Source organism: Marinovum sp., from assembly GCF_048263515.1.
Lineage (GTDB): Bacteria > Pseudomonadota > Alphaproteobacteria > Rhodobacterales > Rhodobacteraceae > Marinovum.
Window position 1 is genome coordinate 56,601 of record NZ_JBLXEC010000013.1, and the last position, 18,401, is coordinate 75,001.

General features: G+C 68.4%; 19 protein-coding genes. 9 read left to right on the forward strand and 10 right to left on the reverse strand.

All coding sequences use genetic code 11. From position 1 onward, the window contains the following. Positions 1 to 52: 52 nt before the first annotated feature. Genes ACN0SE_RS13065 through ACN0SE_RS13075 form a run of 3 tightly spaced genes read right to left on the reverse strand, consistent with a single transcriptional unit; the run spans position 53 to position 1,583 of the window. Positions 53 to 937 (reverse strand): PhzF family phenazine biosynthesis protein, encoded by an 885-nt coding sequence (locus ACN0SE_RS13065; protein ID WP_417524966.1) that lies wholly within the window; start codon positions 935 to 937, stop codon positions 53 to 55. Continuing rightward, positions 937 to 1,164, reverse strand: coding sequence for a DUF1150 family protein (locus ACN0SE_RS13070; RefSeq protein ID WP_417524967.1), 228 nt, complete (start codon positions 1,162 to 1,164; stop codon positions 937 to 939). The genes ACN0SE_RS13065 and ACN0SE_RS13070 overlap by 1 nt, the downstream gene beginning before the upstream one ends. Positions 1,165 to 1,169: 5 nt before the next feature. Further along, positions 1,170 to 1,583 (reverse strand): Hsp20 family protein, encoded by a 414-nt coding sequence (locus ACN0SE_RS13075; protein WP_417524968.1) that lies wholly within the window; start codon positions 1,581 to 1,583, stop codon positions 1,170 to 1,172. 155 nt (positions 1,584 to 1,738) lie between these two features. On the opposite strand from ACN0SE_RS13075, the gene ACN0SE_RS13080 reads away from it, so the two are divergent. The 4 genes from ACN0SE_RS13080 (at position 1,739) to ACN0SE_RS13095 (ending at position 4,757) form a co-directional block, all read left to right on the forward strand. Next, positions 1,739 to 1,963, forward strand: coding sequence for a YdcH family protein (locus ACN0SE_RS13080; protein WP_417524969.1), 225 nt, complete (start codon positions 1,739 to 1,741; stop codon positions 1,961 to 1,963). Beyond that, the gene (locus tag ACN0SE_RS13085; RefSeq protein ID WP_417524970.1) at positions 1,960 to 2,898 is read left to right on the forward strand and encodes an endonuclease; all 939 of its coding nucleotides are present in this window, start codon (positions 1,960 to 1,962) and stop codon (positions 2,896 to 2,898) included. The genes ACN0SE_RS13080 and ACN0SE_RS13085 overlap by 4 nt, the downstream gene beginning before the upstream one ends. Before the next feature lie 307 nt (positions 2,899 to 3,205). Beyond that, a complete protein-coding gene (gene purE, locus ACN0SE_RS13090; protein WP_417524971.1) occupies positions 3,206 to 3,694 on the forward strand; it encodes a 5-(carboxyamino)imidazole ribonucleotide mutase in 489 nt (162 codons plus the stop codon). Next, on the forward strand, positions 3,687 to 4,757 hold the full coding sequence (locus ACN0SE_RS13095) for a 5-(carboxyamino)imidazole ribonucleotide synthase (protein WP_417524972.1): 1,071 nt from the start codon (positions 3,687 to 3,689) through the stop codon (positions 4,755 to 4,757). Before purE ends, ACN0SE_RS13095 begins: the two co-directional genes overlap by 8 nt. A 188-nt stretch (positions 4,758 to 4,945) precedes the next feature. Here ACN0SE_RS13095 and ACN0SE_RS13100 read toward each other — a convergent pair whose 3' ends face one another. The 4 genes from ACN0SE_RS13100 to ACN0SE_RS13115 are packed head-to-tail and all read right to left on the reverse strand — an operon-like array spanning position 4,946 to position 8,419. Beyond that, entirely contained in the window at positions 4,946 to 6,091 is a 1,146-nt protein-coding gene (locus ACN0SE_RS13100; protein WP_417524973.1) for an alpha-D-ribose 1-methylphosphonate 5-triphosphate diphosphatase, read from the reverse strand. Continuing rightward, the gene (locus tag ACN0SE_RS13105) at positions 6,081 to 6,827 is read right to left on the reverse strand and encodes an esterase/lipase family protein (RefSeq protein ID WP_417524974.1); all 747 of its coding nucleotides are present in this window, start codon (positions 6,825 to 6,827) and stop codon (positions 6,081 to 6,083) included. The genes ACN0SE_RS13100 and ACN0SE_RS13105 overlap by 11 nt, the downstream gene beginning before the upstream one ends. A 39-nt stretch (positions 6,828 to 6,866) precedes the next feature. Beyond that, a complete protein-coding gene (locus ACN0SE_RS13110) occupies positions 6,867 to 7,730 on the reverse strand; it encodes a DMT family transporter (RefSeq protein ID WP_417524975.1) in 864 nt (287 codons plus the stop codon). Beyond that, a complete protein-coding gene (locus tag ACN0SE_RS13115) occupies positions 7,727 to 8,419 on the reverse strand; it encodes a CDP-alcohol phosphatidyltransferase family protein (protein WP_417524976.1) in 693 nt (230 codons plus the stop codon). Before ACN0SE_RS13115 ends, ACN0SE_RS13110 begins: the two co-directional genes overlap by 4 nt. 302 nt (positions 8,420 to 8,721) lie before the next feature. Between ACN0SE_RS13115 and ACN0SE_RS13120 the strand changes: the two genes are divergently transcribed. The 4 genes from ACN0SE_RS13120 to ACN0SE_RS13135 all read left to right on the forward strand — a co-directional run bounded on the left by ACN0SE_RS13120 (position 8,722) and on the right by ACN0SE_RS13135 (position 12,802). Next, on the forward strand, positions 8,722 to 9,762 hold the full coding sequence (locus tag ACN0SE_RS13120) for a TRAP transporter substrate-binding protein (protein WP_417524977.1): 1,041 nt from the start codon (positions 8,722 to 8,724) through the stop codon (positions 9,760 to 9,762). A 61-nt stretch (positions 9,763 to 9,823) separates the two neighbouring features. Then, positions 9,824 to 10,399, forward strand: a complete 576-nt coding sequence (locus tag ACN0SE_RS13125) for a TRAP transporter small permease (protein ID WP_417524978.1) — start codon at positions 9,824 to 9,826, stop codon at positions 10,397 to 10,399. Further along, positions 10,396 to 11,892: a TRAP transporter large permease gene (locus tag ACN0SE_RS13130; RefSeq protein WP_417524979.1), complete on the forward strand. Its 1,497-nt coding sequence runs from the start codon at positions 10,396 to 10,398 to the stop codon at positions 11,890 to 11,892. Before ACN0SE_RS13125 ends, ACN0SE_RS13130 begins: the two co-directional genes overlap by 4 nt. A 145-nt stretch (positions 11,893 to 12,037) precedes the next feature. Next, positions 12,038 to 12,802: an SDR family NAD(P)-dependent oxidoreductase gene (locus ACN0SE_RS13135; protein WP_417524980.1), complete on the forward strand. Its 765-nt coding sequence runs from the start codon at positions 12,038 to 12,040 to the stop codon at positions 12,800 to 12,802. Positions 12,803 to 12,806: 4 nt separating this feature from the next. On the opposite strand, the gene ACN0SE_RS13140 is transcribed toward ACN0SE_RS13135, so the two are convergent. Further along, the gene (locus ACN0SE_RS13140) at positions 12,807 to 13,742 is read right to left on the reverse strand and encodes a tyrosine recombinase XerC (protein WP_417524981.1); all 936 of its coding nucleotides are present in this window, start codon (positions 13,740 to 13,742) and stop codon (positions 12,807 to 12,809) included. Further along, on the reverse strand, positions 13,739 to 14,449 hold the full coding sequence (locus ACN0SE_RS13145; protein ID WP_417524982.1) for a DUF484 family protein: 711 nt from the start codon (positions 14,447 to 14,449) through the stop codon (positions 13,739 to 13,741). The genes ACN0SE_RS13140 and ACN0SE_RS13145 overlap by 4 nt, the downstream gene beginning before the upstream one ends. A 341-nt stretch (positions 14,450 to 14,790) precedes the next feature. On the opposite strand from ACN0SE_RS13145, the gene ACN0SE_RS13150 reads away from it, so the two are divergent. Continuing rightward, entirely contained in the window at positions 14,791 to 16,989 is a 2,199-nt protein-coding gene (locus ACN0SE_RS13150) for a primosomal protein N' (protein ID WP_417524983.1), read from the forward strand. 4 nt (positions 16,990 to 16,993) lie between these two features. On the opposite strand, the gene ACN0SE_RS13155 is transcribed toward ACN0SE_RS13150, so the two are convergent. Then, positions 16,994 to 18,349: a GH1 family beta-glucosidase gene (locus ACN0SE_RS13155; RefSeq protein WP_417524984.1), complete on the reverse strand. Its 1,356-nt coding sequence runs from the start codon at positions 18,347 to 18,349 to the stop codon at positions 16,994 to 16,996. Between the last annotated feature and the right edge of the window lie 52 nt (positions 18,350 to 18,401).

Consider the following 18,401-nt stretch of genomic DNA (forward strand, 5'->3'; position numbering starts at 1 on the left):
GAGCAAAGGAAAAGGCCGCGGAGCATCTCCGCGGCCTTTTTCCGTCTTGCCCTCAAAGATGCAGCGTGCCGCTCATCAGCACATGCGCCTGGCCGGCGACCCTTACGCCGGTGATCGCCTCAGGCGGGCCCAGCACCTCGACCTCGGCCGATCCGGGCCGGCCCATGCCATGGCCCTGTTCGGCGGTATAACGCGGGCTGTCGATCAGCCCGTGATGCCAGAGCCAGGCCGCCGCGGCGCCGGTGGCCGATCCGGTAAAGGCATCCTCAGGCGGATTGGGCGGCGGCAGCAGCAGCCGGCCGAAGGTGTCGCCGGCCTCGGTCATGCCCTGACGCACGATGATATAGGGTTCGCTCATCTCGCCCGGACCCGCGCCCAGGTGGCGCATCATCGCCTCGAGCGCCGGCACGTCCAGCCGCGCGCGAAGGGCGGTGTCGACATCGCCCAGCAGGGTGATGCAGAAGGGCAGGCCGGTCGAGACGATCTCCGGCGGGGCAAGGATGTCCTCGGGGCGCAGGCTCAGAGCCGCGGCCACCATCTCGCGCGGCACCTCGGGGCCGAAGCGCGGCGCGACCTGTGTCATGCTGACGCCGATCCCGGTCTCGTCGCGGCTGGCCTCCACCGGCACCAGCCCGGCGCCGGTTTCCAGCACCAGCGGGCCGGGCTGCGCCAGCCCGCGGTGCAGCAGCGAAGCGACGCTGGCCACCGTGGGGTGGCCGGCAAAGGGTATCTCGCCGCTGGCCAGGAAGTAGCGGACCCGCAGGTCGGCCCGCTCGGAGGGGCCGAGGAAGGTGCATTCCACCAGCGAGGTCTCCCGGACGAAGGCCATGCAGGTCTCGTCGTCCAGCCTGGCGGCGTCATGGACAACGGCGCAGCCGTTGCCGCCGAAGGGCCGCGCGCTGAAGGCATCGACCCAATCGACGGCAAACTCGGCCATCAGTGAACGGCGACCGGTGCCATGTCGTGCTGGCGCGCCAGCACGAAGGCCAGCTTGCGGTCGGCCACCAGCGCCAGCTGTTCGCCATCCTCGCGGTGGACGGCATAGAGCGTCTCGGCCCCATGCGCCTGGTTGCGGATGGCTTCCGGCAGGTCGGCCACCGCGACGGGTTTGACATAGACGATATTGCGCGGCACCGAATGGCCGAAATCGAATTGCGTGTTCATGACACTCACCTTTTCCTGATGTTGATGGTCTGGACCACGGTATCGGGGCGCTGCATCGTCAGATCGACATGCAGGAGCCCGTTCTCCATCACCGCTTCGCCCACTTCCACGCCATCGGCGAGCACGAAGCTGCGCTGGAACTGCCGCGCGGCGATGCCGCGATGCAGGAAGACCCGCTCGCCGCCATCCTCGCGTTGCCGGCCGCGGATGACGAGCTGGCGGTCCTCGACGGTGATGGAGAGATCGCCTTCGCCAAATCCGGCCACGGCAAGCGTGATGCGGTAAGCCTGATCGGAGGTCTGTTCGATGTTGAAAGGCGGATAGCCTTCGTTTCCGGTCTTCGCCGTGCGTTCCAGCAGGCGCTCCAGCTGCTCGAACCCCAGCATATGGGGGTATGAGCCCAAGGTCAGTTTTGTCATGACACGTCCTTTGGCAAGCGACATCTCTCGGCCGGTCCCATCTGCGGCAACCGGTCCGATACGAATATGGTGTGGCATCCGGCGGCCTGCAAGACCTTTGCCAAAAGCCTTTGGACCCTCTATTCTGTATCTCTGCCCGCGATGGAGAATAGTGGATGAACATGCAGACCGAACTGGCGATGAAGACCGACGAGGTTTTGCGCGTCGAACTCGAGGTCTTCAAACGCGAGCACCGCGATCTCGACGAGGCGATCGATGCACTCCAGGCCGAGGGCCGCGCCGACGCGCTGACCCTGCAGCGGCTGAAGAAGAAGAAGCTGATGCTGAAGGACAAGATCGCCCAGATCGAGGACCGGCTGCTGCCCGACATCATCGCTTGATCCGCCCCCGGTGGCGCCGCTGGCTGCGACGGCTGGTCCTGGGGCTTCTGGCGCTGGTCTGCCTGCTGGCGCTGGCGCTCGGGGTGCAGCACCTGCGGCTCTCGGCCAGGCCCGCGCTGGTGCCACCACCGCCCGGCGCGCTGCGCGTCGCCACCCACAACGTGCATTACATAATCACCCGGCGCGAGACCGGCCCCTGGTCGCTGTCCGATTGGGAGCGGCGCAAGCCGGCGCTCGACGCCGCCTTCAAGGCGCTGCGCGCCGATCTGGTGGCGTTCCAGGAAATGGAGAGCTTTTCCGGCGGCAGCGGCAGCGACCTGAACCTCGCCCGCGACTGGCTGCTGCAGCAGAACCCCGGCTATGCCGCCGCCGCCACCGGCCCCTGGCAGGTGTTTCCGCCGACCCAGCCGATCCTCTATCGCCGCGACCGGCTGGAACTGCTGGACCAGGGCTGGTTCTTCTTTTCCGAGACCCCGAAGGTGATCTATTCGCGCACCTTCAATGGGTCCTGGCCGGCCTTTGCCTCCTGGGCGGAGTTCCGGGACCGGCAGGGCGGGGCGGCGTTCCGGGTGCTGAACGTTCACCTGGATTATTCCAGCCTGAGCAACCGGCGGAAATCGGTGGCGCTGATCCGCGACCGGCTGCTGACCTGGCGCGCGGGCGGCCACCGGGTGATGCTGTTCGGCGATCTCAACGCCTGGCGCGGCGCGCCGCTGTTGCGGCCGCTGGAGCGGGCGGGAGTGACGTTCCTGCCGGTCCGGGGCGCGACCTATCACCTGAACCGCGGTCTGAACCTCCTTGGTGCGATCGACCATATTGCGCTGGGGGAGGGCATCCGGGCGCTGGGGGTGCCGATGGTGCTGCGCGAGAGGGTGGGGCGGGTCTTGCCGAGTGAACATTATCCGGTGGTGGCGGATGTGGCTTTTGACGGATAGGGGGCTCTGCCCCCGGCCTTTGGCCTCCCCCGAGGGTATTTTGAGCAAGAGGAAGACAGGGGTTGGTGAAGATGCTGCGGCCGGATTCAAGCCGGGGTGGGGCTGGACGATTGACCATTCTCCGGTGGAGGGGAATGTGGCTTTCGGGGGAGAGGGGGCTCTGCCCCCGGCCGTTGGCCTCCCCCGAGGGTATTTTTGAACAGAAGAAGACCGGGGCGGGCGAAAATGCGGCGGCTGCGACCGGTGGGGCCGTTGCCAAAGGGGGCGCTCTGGCTATAGTGCGGCCTTCCTAAAGCGAGGGGACGCGATGACAGAGCCGGTAGTGGGCATCATCATGGGCAGCCAGTCGGATTGGCCCACCATGAAGGAAGCGGCGGATGTGCTGGACGAGCTGGGTGTGGCCTATGAGGCGCGCATCGTTTCGGCGCATCGGACGCCTGACCGGCTTTGGGACTATGGCAAGACCGCAGTGGGCCGGGGCCTGCAGGTGATCATCGCCGGGGCCGGCGGGGCGGCGCATCTGCCCGGCATGATGGCCTCGAAGACCCGGGTGCCGGTGATCGGCGTGCCGGTGCAGACCCGGGCGCTGTCGGGGGTCGATTCGCTTTATTCCATTTTGCAGATGCCGCGCGGCTATCCGGTGGCAACCATGGCGATCGGCGCGCCCGGCGCCAAGAACGCCGGGTTGATGGCGGCCGGGATCCTGGCGTTGCAGGATGCCGGGCTCGCGGAGCGGCTGGACCAGTGGCGCGCCGATCTCTCGGCCTCGATCCCTGAGGTGCCGGTCGATGAGTGAAGGTCTGGCGCAGGGGGCGGTGATCGGCATTCTCGGTGGTGGCCAGTTGGGCCGCATGCTGTCGGTGGCGGCAAGCCGGCTGGGGTTTCGCTGCCACATCTTCGAGCCGGGTGCCAATCCGCCGGCCGGTGACGTTGCCTGGAGGGTAACGACGGCAGGCTATGACGATGCCGAGGCGCTGAAGCGCTTTGCCGAGAGCGTCGACGTCATCACCTATGAATTCGAGAACATCCCCACCGAGGCGCTCGACATCCTCGAGGCGTTGCGGCCGATCCGTCCGGGGCGCGAGGCGCTGCGGGTGAGCCAGGACCGGCTGATCGAGAAGGAGTTCCTGTCGGGGCTGGGGCTGACCGTGGCACCTTATGCCGATGTCACCGACGCGGCCTCGCTGGAGGCGGCGCTGGCAGAGATCGGGGCGCCGGCGATTCTCAAGACCCGGCGGTTCGGCTATGATGGCAAGGGGCAGGCGCGGATCATGGCGCCGGATGATGCCCCGCAGGCGCTGGCCGACATGGCGGGGGCACCGGCGGTGCTGGAGGGCTTTGTCGACTTCGAGCGCGAGATCTCGGTGATCGCGGCGCGCGGGGTGACCGGAGAGGTCGCCTGTTTCGATCCGGGCGAGAACGTGCACGAAGGCGGCATCCTGCGCACCACCACGGTGCCAGCCGAGATCCGGCCGATGCTGCAGGCCGATGCGGTGCTGCTGGCCGGGCGGATCCTCAATGCGCTGGATTACGTGGGCGTAATGGGAGTGGAGCTGTTTGTCACCGGGCGCGGCTTGGTGGTCAACGAGATCGCGCCACGGGTGCATAACTCGGGGCATTGGACCCAGGCGGGTTGTTCGGTCGACCAGTTCGAGCAGCATATCCGCGCGGTGGCGGGCTGGCCTCTGGGCGACGGTGGGCGGCATGCCGACGTGGTGATGGAGAACCTGATCGGCGATGACATGGCGAAGGTCGAGGAGATCGCCAAGGAGCGCCACGCCAGCCTGCATCTCTATGGCAAGGGAGAGGCCCGCCCGGGGCGGAAGATGGGGCATGTGAACCGGGTGAAGACCGGGTAAACGCGGTTCTTTAGGCCTGTTGGCTGATGTGAGGGAGATGTGCCCCGGCCGGTTGGTCGGGGCTTTTTGTGTGTGGCGCGCCCCCCCGGGGCTTGATCCGGGGCCTCGGGTTCTGTGCAAGCGTTGGGTTTGAGGTCCCGGATCAAGTCCGGGACGGCGTCGGGAGGTGGGCCAACCGGGGGGCGCGGTCAGGCGGCGGTCAGACGGCGGGCGGTGTCGGCGGCGAGGTAGGTGAAGGTGCCGCCGGAGAGGGTGGCTTCGACGCGGCGGGTTTCGGCGTCGAGGATGAGCAGATCGGCGCGCAGGCCCGGGGCAAGACTGCCGCGGTCGGTCAGGCCCAGGACCTCTGCCGGGCCGGAGGAGATCAGTGCCCAGGCCGCTGCCAGATCGAGCAGGCCGAGATCGACCAGTTCCCAGACCGCGTTGCGCGGGGCCGGGTAGTGGTAGTCCGAGGCCAGAGCAGCGCAGAGCCCTTCCTCCACCAGCGCGCGGGCCGAGACCTTGCCCTTGTGGCTGGCGCCGCGCACCACGTTCGGCGCGCCAAGGACCACCGGTTGACCCGACTGATGTGCGGCCAGGGCGGCCTCGCGGGTCTCGGGGAATTCGCTGATCAGCGCGCCGCGCGCCGCCCAGGTTGCGCGGTCGTCGGGCGTGGCGTCGTCGTGGCTGGCGTAGCGGATACCGCGGGCGGTGAGCGTGGCGCAGAGCGCGTCCAGCGCGGCGGGCACCTCGGCCGAGCGGGCGTGCAGCGCCTGCATCAGCGCCAGGTGCGCCTCGGGGCTGCGGCCGGATTTCAACGCGGTGCCGGTGAGCCGGGGGATCGAGCGGCAGGCGGCCAGACGATCGTGCGGCAGGTGATCGTTGAAGGCGACATAGCGGATGTCATGGCGGGCGATCAGGTCCAGCACCGCCGGGAAATCGTCGATCATGTGGGTCTCGAGCCGCAGCTGCACCTGCAGGTCGGTGTCGATCTGGGCGCGCATCCGGGCCAGTGCCTCGAGCATCCGCGTGGCGAAATCAGGGCTGCGCAACCCGCCTTCCCAGGAATAGAATTGCGCCAGAACGGCGGTGGTGATGCCGTTGGCGGCCAGTTCGGCCTCGGCCGAGATCAGCCCGGCGGCGAGGTTGGTCATGGCGCCGCGACGCGGCGCCAGGTGACGCTCGAAACCGTCGCCGTGCAGGTCGACGATGCCCGGCAGGATCAGCTTGCCGCTGAGGTCGACCGTGCGCCCGGCGCTCTCGGTCACGACCCCGTCCGCCACCGAGAGCGGATCGTCGCGCAGCCCCTCTGGCGAGAGCCAGCGGGCGCCGGTGAAGGTCATCTCAATTGGCATTGTCGTCCCCGAAGAGCATGTCGGTCAGGTCCATGTCGGGATCGAAGCGGCCCTCGCGCAGGAACAGCAGGGTCTGCTGCATCACCAGCGGGTTGTTCATCATGAAGGTATGGGTCACCGGCAGGGTGATGTGCCAGTCCATGCCTTCGACCTTGGTCGAGGCGACCGAGACCTTGCCGTCATCCGGCCCTTCGATCAGCGACGAGAAATAGGGGTTGAGCGAGCGGTTGCCGGCGATCACGCCAAGCTCGGCCTTGATCGGCGGCAGCTGCGGCGGCAGGCTCTCGGGGTCGGTGCCAAGCTGCAGCCCGGCGGGGCCGTTCATCCAGCGAAAGAGCTCGAGCCCGCCCAGTTCGTCCACCAGCTCGCTGCCGTGGTTGGGCGGGGCCAGCATGACCACGCGGCCCATGTTGGGCGGCGTGCCGTGATCGCGCAGCCAGACCCGCAGCAGGATGCCGCCCATCGAATGGGTCACGAAATGCGTGGTCTCCTCGCCGCATTGCGCAAGGGCGTCGGGCAGGGTCTTGCCGACCAGCGTCTCGACGTCGGCCGAGGTCGAGGGATAGGAGGGCAGGACGGTGCGATAGCCTTCGAGCCGCATCACCTGTTCCATCACCGTAAAACTGTATTCGCTGCGCGCCAGCCCGTGCAGAAAGATGATGCATTCGGCGCGCGCCGGGGCGGGCTGGCCGAGGCCGGGCAGGAGCAGAAGGAGGAGGGCGAGGATCTGGCGCATGGGCTCTGAGATAGGCTGCCGTCGCGACTTGGGAAAGGGTTACCTTGCGCGCAACGACAGCGCCACGCCGCCCAGCACCAGAAGCGCCGAGAGGACGAAGCGCAGGGTCAGCGGCTCGGCGAGGAAGAGCATGCCGCCGGCCATGGCAACGATCGGCACGGTCAGCTGGACCACCGCGGCAGTGGCCGCGCGCAGCTGCGGCAGCACCGCGTACCAGAGCGCATAGCCGAGGCCGGAGGTCACCGCGCCGGCGATCACCGCCAGCAGCACGCCGCGCAGATCGGTGCTGTCGGGCCTTAGGGCAAAGGCCAGGACGCCCAGCGGCACCGACCAGAGGAAGGAAGCCGACATCGTGGCCAGCGGCGCCCCGCGCCGGCGGCCGATCAGCGAAAAGAGCCCCCAGCCCAGGGCGGCGGCCAGCATCAGCGCGGCACCCCAGGGGTCAGGCCGTTCGGCGCCGGGGCCCATCAGCCAGGCGAGGCCTGCAAAGGCAATCACCGCGCCGAGGATGCGCAACGGCGACAGCGGCTCGCGTGCCACGACGGCGCCGGCAAACATGGTGATCTGCACCCCGCCAAAGAGGATCAGCGCGCCGATCCCCGCCGGCAGCGTCTGATAGGCAAAGGAGAACCCGAGGATGTAGAGCGTCAACGTCGCCACACCGGGCCAGACCGCGCGGGTGGGCCGCAACGCCCGGGCCTCGCCGCGCATCAGCACCAGCGCGCCCAGCGTCACCGCACCGGCCAGCAGCCGGATCAGGGCAAAGCTCGAGGGGCCCGCGCCGCCTTCGAGCGCCATGCGGTTGAGCACCGAATTGGCGGCAAAGGCCACCATGACCAGCGCCGTCAGCCCGACCAGCCGCAGGGCGGAAAAGCCGACGGGCGCAGCCTCGGTCCGGGTCACGCCTCGGCTTCCGGAAAGAGCTGTTGCAGGATGCCCACCGAGGCGAGGTAGAGCGAGGTCACGACCAGGCCCCAATGCGCCCAGCTTTGCGGGTCGAAGTTGACCCAGGCCGCCCAGCCGGCAAAGAAAGTCCAGGCCAGCGCCATCGGCAGCGAGACCTTGCGCCAGCGCCGCGTGCGCACCGGGTGGATGAACTTGAGCGGCAGGAACATCGCCACGGCAAACAGCACCACCAGCGCCAGGATCACCGGCGGCGGCGGGGTGACGGCGAACATCACCAGCACCACCATGTTCCAGCAGCCGGGAAAGCCGGCAAAGGAATTGTCTTTTGTCTTCATGCCGGTATCGGCGAAATACAGCGCGCTGGCAAAGGTCACCACGATGATGGCGATCCAGCCGGGCCAGCCAGGCAGCAGGCCCGAGGAGAAGAGCGCAAAGGCGGGGATGAAGACATAGGTCAGGTAATCGATGATCAGGTCCAGCAGCACGCCGTCAAACCGCGGGGCGTTGTGCTTGACGTCGAACTTGCGCGCCAGCGGCCCGTCGACGCCGTCCACGGCAAAGGCCACCACCAGCCAGACGAACATCATCGGCCAGTCCGACTGCACCGCCTCGAGCAGGGCCAGCATGGCAAAGACGGCCCCGGTCGCGGTGAGCCAATGGATCGAGAGGGCGGTAAACCTGGTCATCGCTCTGTCATCCCCGATCTCGCGGCCGGTTTCAATGGCCGGGGCCGGCAGGGCGCCTAAAATCCGCGGCATCGGGTCTGGCGGCGGGGAAACCGCCGCAACGGTAGTCGGGCCGGCGGCCCCTGACACCTGACATTGCGCCGCTCGGGGCGGCTTTGACGCGCCTGATGCAAGAAAAGGCGCGCCTTGACGGCGGCTTGTGGTCTAGGCTTATCTCGGCGCCGGCCCCCTGACGTGGCGGCCGAGCGGACGCAACAGGGCCGGGAAGGCCCGGGCAGAACAGTCCCTTGGGAGGAGACACCATGACCAAGACACAGAGATTTGCGACTTTCACGTCGGCAATGGCGCTGGCCGCCACGCTGGGCGCCGGTGCGGCCTTCGCGCAGGAGGTGACGCTGCGGCTGCATTCCTTCCTGCCGGAGCAGGCCAATGTGCCCAAGAACATCCTGATCCCCTGGGCCGAGAAGGTCGAGGCCGACAGCGATGGCCGGATCGAGATCCAGCTGTTTCACGCCATGGCGCTGGGCGGCACCCCGCCCGAGCTGATGGACCAGCTGGTCGACCGTGTGGCCGATATCGTCTGGACCCTGCCGGGCTATACCCCCGGCCGCTTCCCGCGCGCCGAGGTCTTCGAGCTGCCCTTCACCATGACCAATGCCGAGGCGGCGAGCCGGGCCTATTGGTCGCTGGCCGAAGAGACGATGATGGACGAGGATTTCAAGGACATCAAACCCATCGCCCTGCACGTGCACGGCCCCGGTATCATCCATACCACCGACCCGGTGGAGCAGGTGTCGGACCTCAACGGTGTCAAGCTGCGCGCACCCACGCGGGTGACCAACCAGATGTTCGCCGCGCTGGGCGCGACACCGGTGGGCATGCCGGTGCCGGCGGTGCCGGAGGCGCTGTCCAAGGGCGTGATCGACGGCGCGGTGATCCCCTGGGAGGTGACCGGCGCGCTGAAGGTGCCGGAGCTGGTGCAGAACCACACCGAGATGGGCGGCGACAAGGCGCTTTATACCGCGGCCTTCGTCTTTGCGATGAACAAGGACAAGTACGAGGCACTGCCCGATGACCTCAAGGCGGTGATCGACGCGAACTCGGGCCTCGAGACCTCGGCGCAGTTCGGCCGGCAGATGCAGGAGGACGACGCCCCGCAGCGCGAGCTGGCGCTCGACATGGGCAACAACGTCATCACCCTCAATGATTCCCAGACCGAGGAATGGAAAACGGCCGCGCAGGGCACCATCGACGCCTGGATCGCCGAGATGGACGAAAAGGGCATCGACGGCGCGGCGCTGCGCGCCCGCGCGCTCGAGCTGATCGACGCGTCGACCAACTGATTCCAGGCCCGCCGGCGGCCTTGCGGCTGCCGGCGGGCTCGCACAACGAGGAGCAGGCCTGATGCCCGTGTTCATGGACCGCCTCGCCCGTCTGATGGCGATCATCGGCGGGCTTGTCCTGACCCTTCTGGTGGCGCTGACCTGCCTCAGCGTGCTGGGCCGCGGGCTCAACACGCTGGGGCATTCCGGCCTCGTGGGCGAGGGGCTTGGCGCGGCGCTGATCGGCAGCGGCGTCGGCCCGGTGCCCGGTGACTTCGAGGTGGTCGAGGCCGGCGTGGCCTTTGCCATCTTTTCCTTCCTGCCGTTCTGCCAGCTGCAGGGCGGCCATGCCACGGTGGACATCTTCACCCAGGCGCTGCCGGCGCGGGCCAACCGCTGGCTCATTGCCTTCTGGGAAGTGGTGCTGACGCTGGCGATCTGGCTGATCACCCTGCGGCTGGGGGCCGGGATGCTGGGCAAATACGGCAACGGCGAGACGACATTCCTGCTGCAGTTCCCGGTGTGGTGGGCCTATGCGGCGAGCTTCCTGGCGGCTGTCGTGGCCTCGGTGATCGCAGGCTATTGCGCCTGGGGGCGGCTGGCCCATGCGGCGACCGGCGTGCCGCGGCTGCCGCAACCTGAAGGAGCGGTGCATTGAGCTTGCTGGCGCTGGGCTTCCTGTCCTTTCCCGTCCTGCTGGTGATGATCTTCCTGCGCGCGCCGATCGGGCTGGCGATGCTGCTCTGCGGAATCGGCGGGCTCTGGCTGGCCACCGATGGCACCACGGTCTTCATGGGCCGGCTCAAGAGCGAGACCTTCACCACCTTTTCCAGCTATTCGCTGTCGATCATTCCGCTGTTCCTGCTGATGGGCCAGTTCGCCACGCTGTCTGGCATGTCGGCGGCGCTGTTTCGCGCGGCCGAAAGCTTTCTCGGCCATCGCAAGGGCGGCGTGGCCATGGCCGCCGTGGGCGCCTGCGCCGGGTTCGGCGCGATCTGCGGCTCGTCGCTGGCCACCGCCGCCACCATGAGCCGCGTGGCCCTGCCGGAGCTGAAACGCTACGGCTATTCCGGCGGGTTTTCGACCGCGACGCTGGCGGCCGGCGGCACCCTGGGCATTCTGATCCCACCCTCGGTGATCCTGGTGATCTATGCCATCCTGACCGAGCAGAACATCGCCAAGCTGTTCCTCGCAGCCTTCGTGCCCGGCCTCCTGGCGGCGCTGGGCTATATCCTGACGATCTCGGTCTACGTCCGCGTCCACCCCGAGGCGGCGGGCGTGCGGGCGCCGGTGCCCTGGGCGGAGCGGATGCGCAACTTTCTCGACGTCTGGCCGGTGGTGCTGGTCTTCGGCCTGGTGGTGGGGGGGATCTACGCCGGGTGGTTCACGCCGACCGAGGGCGCGGCCGTGGGCGCGGCCGGCACCGGCATCATCGCGCTGATCGGCGGCAACATGTCCTGGGCGGTGTTCAAGCAGGCGATCCTCGCCACCGCCAGCTCGACCGCAATGATCTTCTTCATCGTGCTGGGAGCGGGGATCTACAACGGTTTCCTGGCGCTGACCCAGGTGCCGCAGGAGCTGGCCGACTGGGTGGTGGGGCAGGGCTTCAGCCCCTGGACGGTGCTGGCGCTGGTGCTGGTGTTCTACCTGATCTTCGGCTGCCTGATGGACAGCCTGTCGATGATCCTGCTGACCATCCCGATCTTTTTCCCGGTGATCTCTGTGATGGATTTCGGCTTTGTCGACCTGGCCGCGATGCAGGCGGAAGCGGCGCGCGAGGTGCTGGCGACAGGCGTGCCCGAGGGGATGGCGGTCGAGATGCTGGAGGCGATCCGTACGGCCATGGCGACCGGCGCCGAGCTGACCCGCGAGCAGATGCAGGCGCTGGGCATCCGGGTGACCGAGGGCATGGCCAACCGCATCGAATCCGAACAGGTGGCGATCTGGTTCGGCATCCTGGTGCTGATCGTCGTCGAGGTCGGGCTGATCACCCCGCCGGTGGGGATGAACCTCTTCATCATCAACACCATGGATCGCGAGACGCCGATGTCGGCCACCTATCGCGCGGTGATCTGGTTCGTGGGGTCGGACATTCTGCGGGTGATCCTGCTGGTGGCCTTCCCGGCGATCACGCTGTTTCTCTTGCCCTGAGGGCGCGCGGGGTGGGGGCTCTGCCCCCGGCCTGCGGCCTCCCCCGAGGGTATTTTCGGCAAGAGGAAGACGCAGGCGGGGTGCGGTTGCATGAGGCGGGGTGGCAGAGGTATGCATTGCGCCGGTTCAATGGGAGGACAGCAGCATGAAGATTGACGGACAGGCGGCCCTGGTCTCGGGCGGTGGCAGCGGATTGGGCGCGGCGACGGCGCGGAAGCTGGCGGCGCTGGGCGCGAAGGTCGGCATTCTGGATTTCAACGACGCGGCGGCGCAGGCGGTGGCGGGCGAGGTCGGCGGCGTGGCATTGAAGGTGGACGTCAGCGATGCCGCGGCGGTGGATGCGGCAATCGAAGCGGCCTGCGAGGCGCTGGGGCAGGTGCCGCGCATCGTGGTCAATTGCGCCGGCATCGCGCCGGCGGCCAAGGTGGTGAACCGCGAGGGAGAGCCCAGCCTCGACGTGTTTGACCGCACGCTCAAGGTCAACCTCTATGGCACCTACAACGTGATGAGCCATGCCACCCGGCGGATGGTGGCGCTGGAGCCGCTGGAGACCGGCGAGCGCGGGGTGGTGATCAACACCGCTTCGGTGGCCTTTGAAGACGGCCAGATGGGGCAGGTGGCCTATGCGGCCTCGAAAGGCGCGATTGCCGCCATGTGCCTGCCGGCGGCGCGGGATTTTGCCCGCAGCGGCATCAGGGTCATGGCGATTGCGCCGGGGCTGTTCCATACGCCGATGATGGAAGGCCTGCCCGAGGAGGTGAGCGCCAAGATCGCCGCCAACGTGCCGTTTCCGGCGCGTCTCGGCGATCCGGGGGAATTTGCGCAACTGGCGGCGGATATCGTCGGCAATGCCTATCTGAACGGCACGGTGATACGGCTTGACGGGGCGGTGCGGCTGCCGCCGCGCTGAGGGCTCAGCCCGCCTTGGGGTGGGCGCGGTCGTAGACCTCGAGCAGGCGGGCGCTGTCGATGCCGGTGTACCCTTGGGTCGTGCTCAGCGAGGCATGGCCCAGCAGCTCCTGAATGGCGCGCAGATCGCCGCCGGCGTTCAGCAGATGGGTGGCGAAGCTGTGGCGCATGGCATGCGGCGTGGCGGTGGCCGGCAGGCCGAGCTGCATGCGGGCCTGCTGCATCGCCTTCTGCACCAGCCGGGGATTGAGCCTTCCGCCGCGGGCGCCGAGGAACAAAGGCGCCTCGAGGCCGAGATCGAAGGGGCAGACCGCGAGATAGGCGTCGACCGCGCGGGCGGCGGCGGGGATCACCGGAACCAGCCGCTCCTTGTTGCCCTTGCCGATGATGCGCAGGCTGTCGCCCAGCGGCGCGGCGCCGCGGTTGAGGCCCAGCGCCTCGGAGATCCGCAGCCCGCAGCCATAGAGCAGCGTCACCACCGCCATGTCGCGGGTGGCGATCCAGCCGGTCTGGTTCTGCAGCTCGACGCAATCGATCATCGCGCGGGCGGCATCTTCGGCCAGGGGGCGGGGCAGCTTGCGGGTGTATTTCGGCGCCCGGGTCGAGAGCACGGCGGTGGGCTCGAAGCCCTCGCGCTCGGCCAGCCAGCGGTAGAAGCTCTTGACCGCCGAGAGCTTGCGCGCCAGCGTGCGCGGCCCGACGTCGGGGCCGCGGGCATGGGCCATCCAGGCGCGCATGTCGCGCAGGGTGAGGCGCGACAACGGACCCAAGCCCTGGGTGCCGCCGTGGTATTCGGTCATGAAGGCGAGAAAGCCCAGCACATCGGCACGATAGGCCTCGGTGGTGTTCTCGGCGCGGCCTTTCAGCGCCCGGCAATGGGTCAGCCAGTCTTCCAGCGCGTCGCGCGCTGCCGGTGAGATGAAGGTCGCCGCCGCGCTCACGCCAGCCAGCGGCGCATCGCGCGCTCGAAGACGCCGGCGAAGAAGGCCAGGAGGTCGGTGCCCTGTTGCGGCGTGAAGAGATGCGGATCCTCGGCGCCGAGCGAGAGCATGCCGGGCAGCCGGCCGGGGCCGAGATCGAGCACCAGGCAGGCCTCGGAGCGGATGTCGCCGGCCTTGACGCCGAAGAGCGCCGGATCGCCGGACGCAAGCTGACGCAGGGTGACCGGGCGGAGACCGCCCATGCGGCCCTCGGTGACGTAGCGGCTGACATAGCCGGGCTCGGCCACCATCAGCACGTCGCCAAGCTTGCGGATCGCGGGATCGTCGTCGCCGCGCTCGGCGCTTTCCAGCACCAGCCGCACCGCGTCGACGCGCAGGATGTCGGCAACCTCACCCGAGAGGCCGCGCAGGAAGCCTTCGAATTCCAGCGGATCGAGCATGCGCAGGATCGCGCGGTGCACCTGATTGGTGCCGGCGAGGTTTTCGTAGGCCGCGGCGATGACGCTGCGGTGGGTGTCCTCGAGCCGGTCGAGACGGCGTTCGAGCCGTTCCATGGCGATGCCGCGGAGATCGACGATATTGCTGCCCATGGCCTTTTCGTTGGCGGCGATCAGCGCATGCATCACGTCCTTGTCGTCAAGGATCACCCCGGGCCGGGAGATGATGGTGGCGCGGAGGTCGTCGTCGATCTTGAGGCTGGAGGTCATGCGAATCCCTTTGGTCTTTGCCGGAGACTAGCAGGGCCCGGCACGCCTTTCGTCAGCTTTTTGAGCAGCTTTGGCGGTTTTCTTCAGGTTGTGCCTTTCTGTCAACGACGGGGTAGCGCGGGTTTGCACATGCCTGGCGGGGGTGGTGTTTGGATCACAGCTGTTCGGTGTGGGTGGCTGGAGGCGGGAGTGAGGGGCCAGCCCCTCACGCTCCCCGAGGGTATTTCCGGCAAGAGGAAGCAGGGGACGGGGTGAGGGGTGTCTGCGGGTGGCTTGGCAATCGGGGGTGGGTGGCATACCTCTCTGACGGGATGTCAGGGGCACGAGGGACCGAGGGGCGCATGAGCCGCAGTTATTTTGACGAAGGCGACCGGATCGGTGTGCTGCTGACCCAGGCGATGGGGGATCTGGCCGGCGTGCTGGATTACCTGGCGCCGCAGGGGGGCTGTCACCTCGGGGCCTTTGTCGAGGTGCCGCTGGGGCCGCGCAAGATGCTGGGCGTGGTCTGGGGGCCGGGCGAGGGCGGTTTCGACCGCGCCAGGCTGCGGCCGGTGCTGCGGGTGCTGGATGCGGCGCCGATGCGCGAGGGGATGCGCGCCTTTCTGACCAAGGCGGGCGCCTATACGCTGACGCCGCTGCCGGCGATGCTGCGGCTGGCCACGCGGGCGCCGGGGCTGGGGGCGCCGCCGGGATCACGCAAGATCTATCGTCGCGGCGAGGGGCTGCCCGACCGCGATACCAAGGCGCGGCGGGCGGTGCTGGAGGTGCTGGAGGAGTACGGCGGGCTGGCCTTTACCCTGAAGGAGCTGGCCGAGATGGCGGGGGTGTCGACCTCGGTGGTCAAGCGGCTGGCGACGCAGGGCGTCGTGCGTGAGGAAGAGGCGCCGCGCGACACGCCCTATCTGCCGCTCGATCCGGCGCGGCCGGGCAAGGCGCTGACCGAGGACCAGGCGGCGGCGGTGACGCTGCTGCACGAGAGCGCGGCGCAGGGCTATTCGACGACACTGCTGCGCGGGGTGACCGGCTCTGGCAAGACCGAGGTCTACCTCGAGGCGGTGGCGGACTGCCTGCGCCGCGGGCGGCAGGCGCTGGTGCTGTTGCCGGAGATCGCGCTGACTCAGGAGTTTCTGACACGGGTCGAGGCACGGTTCGGCGCCAAGCCGGCGGAATGGCATTCCGGCATCACCCAGACCGAGCGGCGGCGCTGCTGGAAGATGGTGGGCGAGGGCGGCGCGCAGATGGTCGTAGGCGCGCGGTCGTCGCTGTTCCTGCCGTTCCGCGACCTCGGGCTGATCGTCGTCGATGAGGAGCATGACACCTCCTACAAGCAGGGCGACGGGGTGCTCTACAATGCGCGCGACATGGCGGTGCTGCGCGCCTCGATGGAAGAGGCACAGGTGGTGCTGGCCTCGGCCACGCCCTCGCTGGAGAGCTGGGCCAATGCGCAGGCCGGAAAATACACCCGGATCGAGCTGACCTCGCGCTTTGGCGAGGCGGTGCTGCCGGAAATGCGGGCGATCGACATGCGGGCCGAGAGCCTGCCATCGGATCGCTGGGTCTCGCCGACGCTGCAGGCGGCGGTGAACGCGCGGCTGGAACGGGGCGAGCAGTCGCTGCTGTTCATCAACCGGCGAGGCTATGCGCCGATCACGCTCTGCCGCGCCTGCGGCCACCAGATCGAATGCCCGCAGTGCGACGCGCGGATGGTCGAGCACCGGTTTCTCAAGCGGCTGGTCTGCCATCAATGCGGCGAGAGCAAGCCGATGCCCACGGTCTGCCCCTCCTGCGAGGCCGAGGATCGACTTGCGGCGGTGGGGCCGGGGGTCGAGCGGCTGACCGAGGAGGCGGTGGCGCTGTTTCCCGAGGCGCGGGTGGCGACGCTGTCGTCTGACATGTACGGCTCGGCCCGGGCGCTGAAAGAGCAGATCGAGATGATCGCCGGCGGCGGCGCCGACATCATCATCGGCACGCAGCTGGTGGCCAAGGGGCACAACTTTCCGCTGTTGACGCTGGTCGGCGTGATCGATGCCGATCTGGGTCTGCACGGCTCCGACCTGCGCGCCGCCGAGCGGACATTCCAGCTGGTGCGGCAGGTGGCGGGCCGGGCGGGCCGGGCCGAAAAGCCGGGCCATGCGCTGATCCAGACACACCAGCCCGAACATCCGGTGATCCGGGCGATCATTGCCGGTGACGAAGAGAGCTTCTGGCGGGCCGAGGCCGAAGAGCGCCGCGCCGCCGGGGTGCCGCCGTATGGCCGGCTGGCCGGCATCATCATCTCGGCCGAGGATGCGCAGCAGGCCTTCGACCTCGGCAATGCGCTGGCGCGCAATGATGCGGCACTGAGGCGGGTGGGGGCGCAGGTCTTTGGCCCGGCGCCGGCGCCGATCGCGCGGGTGCGCGGACGACATCGGGTCAGGCTGCTGGTCAAGGCCGACAAGGGGGTGGCGCTGCAGCCGGCGCTGGCCGATTGGGTCGGTCAGTTCCCGCTCAGGGGCTCTCTGCGGCTCGCCGTGGATATCGACCCGCAGAGCTTTTACTGAGCGCTCAGCGCTGCAGGGCGCGGGCCAGGGCGTGGTAGGAGGCCTTGGGCGTGCGCACCTGGGTGTCATAGTCGACATGGACGATGCCAAAGCGCTTGGCATAGCCGAAGGCCCATTCGTAGTTGTCCAGAAGCGACCAGTAGAAGAAGCCGCGCAGGTCGACACCCTGGGCGATGGCGTCGCGGGCGGCTGACAGGTGACCGTCGATGAAGCCCATGCGCACCGGGTCGTGCAGCGCGCCGCCTTCGAGGATGTCGTCGCCGGCCATGCCGTTCTCGGTCACGTAGATCGGCAGGCCCTTGGCCGGACCCTCCGACAGGCGCACCAGAAATTCGCAGAGCCCCTCCGGGCGGATTTCCCAGCCCATGGCGGTCTTGGGCAGGGTGCCCTCGATGGCGCGGCAGGCGGGCCAGGGCGCGGTGGGATCATCGGCATAAAGCGCGCGGGTGTAGTAGTTGACGCCCAGCCAGTCGAGCGGCGCCGAGATGGTGGCGAGGTCGTCCTGCCAGCCGGCGGGCATATGCGGGCCGATGCCGTCGAGCACCTCCTGCGGATAGCCCTGGCCGGCGATGGATTCGATGAACCAGCGGTTGAAGATCGCGTCGGCGCGGCCGGCGGCGGCCACGTCCTCGGGCCGGTCGGTGGCCGGGCTCGCGGTTTCGAAATTGAGCACGATGCCGAGGTTTTCGGCCCCCCTGGCGCGCAGGGCCTGCATCGCGGAGCCATGGGCCAGCAGCACGTGGTGCATGGCATGGGCGGCGGCGCGGATGTCGCGCAGCCCCGGCGCATGGACGCCGACGAAATGCGACAGCCAGGCGACGCACCAGGGCTCGTTGATGGTGGCGGTGGCGGCGACGCGGTCGCCGATGCGGTCATGCACGATCTCGGAATAATCGGTGAACCAGCCGGCGATGTCGCGGTTCATCCAGCCGCCCTTGACCGCCAGCGCCGAGGGCAGGTCCCAGTGATAGAGCGTGAGAAAGGGCTTCATGCCGCGTTCGAGCACGCCGTCGACCAGCCGGTCGTAGAAGTCGAGGCCTTCGGCGTTGGGAGTGCCGGTGCCCTCTGGCAGGACCCGCGCCCAGGAAGTGGAGAAGCGGTAGGCGTCAAAGCCCGCCGCCTGCATCAGGTCGAGGTCCTCTTCCCAGCGGTGGTAGTGATCGCAAGCCACGGCGCCGTCATCGCCGCCGACGACATTGCCCGGCGTGGCGGCAAAGGTGTCCCAGTGGCAGGAGCCGGCACCGCCGAACTTTGCGCCTTCGATCTGATAGGCGGCGGTGGCGGCGCCAAAGAGGAACTCGGGCGGGAAATCGCTGCGTGCGCTGTGAAGGTCTTCGGTCACGGGTCGGTCTCCTGTCATGGGTGGCCTGTGCGGCGTCTGCGCAGAATGACAGGGCCGGCGGGTCAGTCAA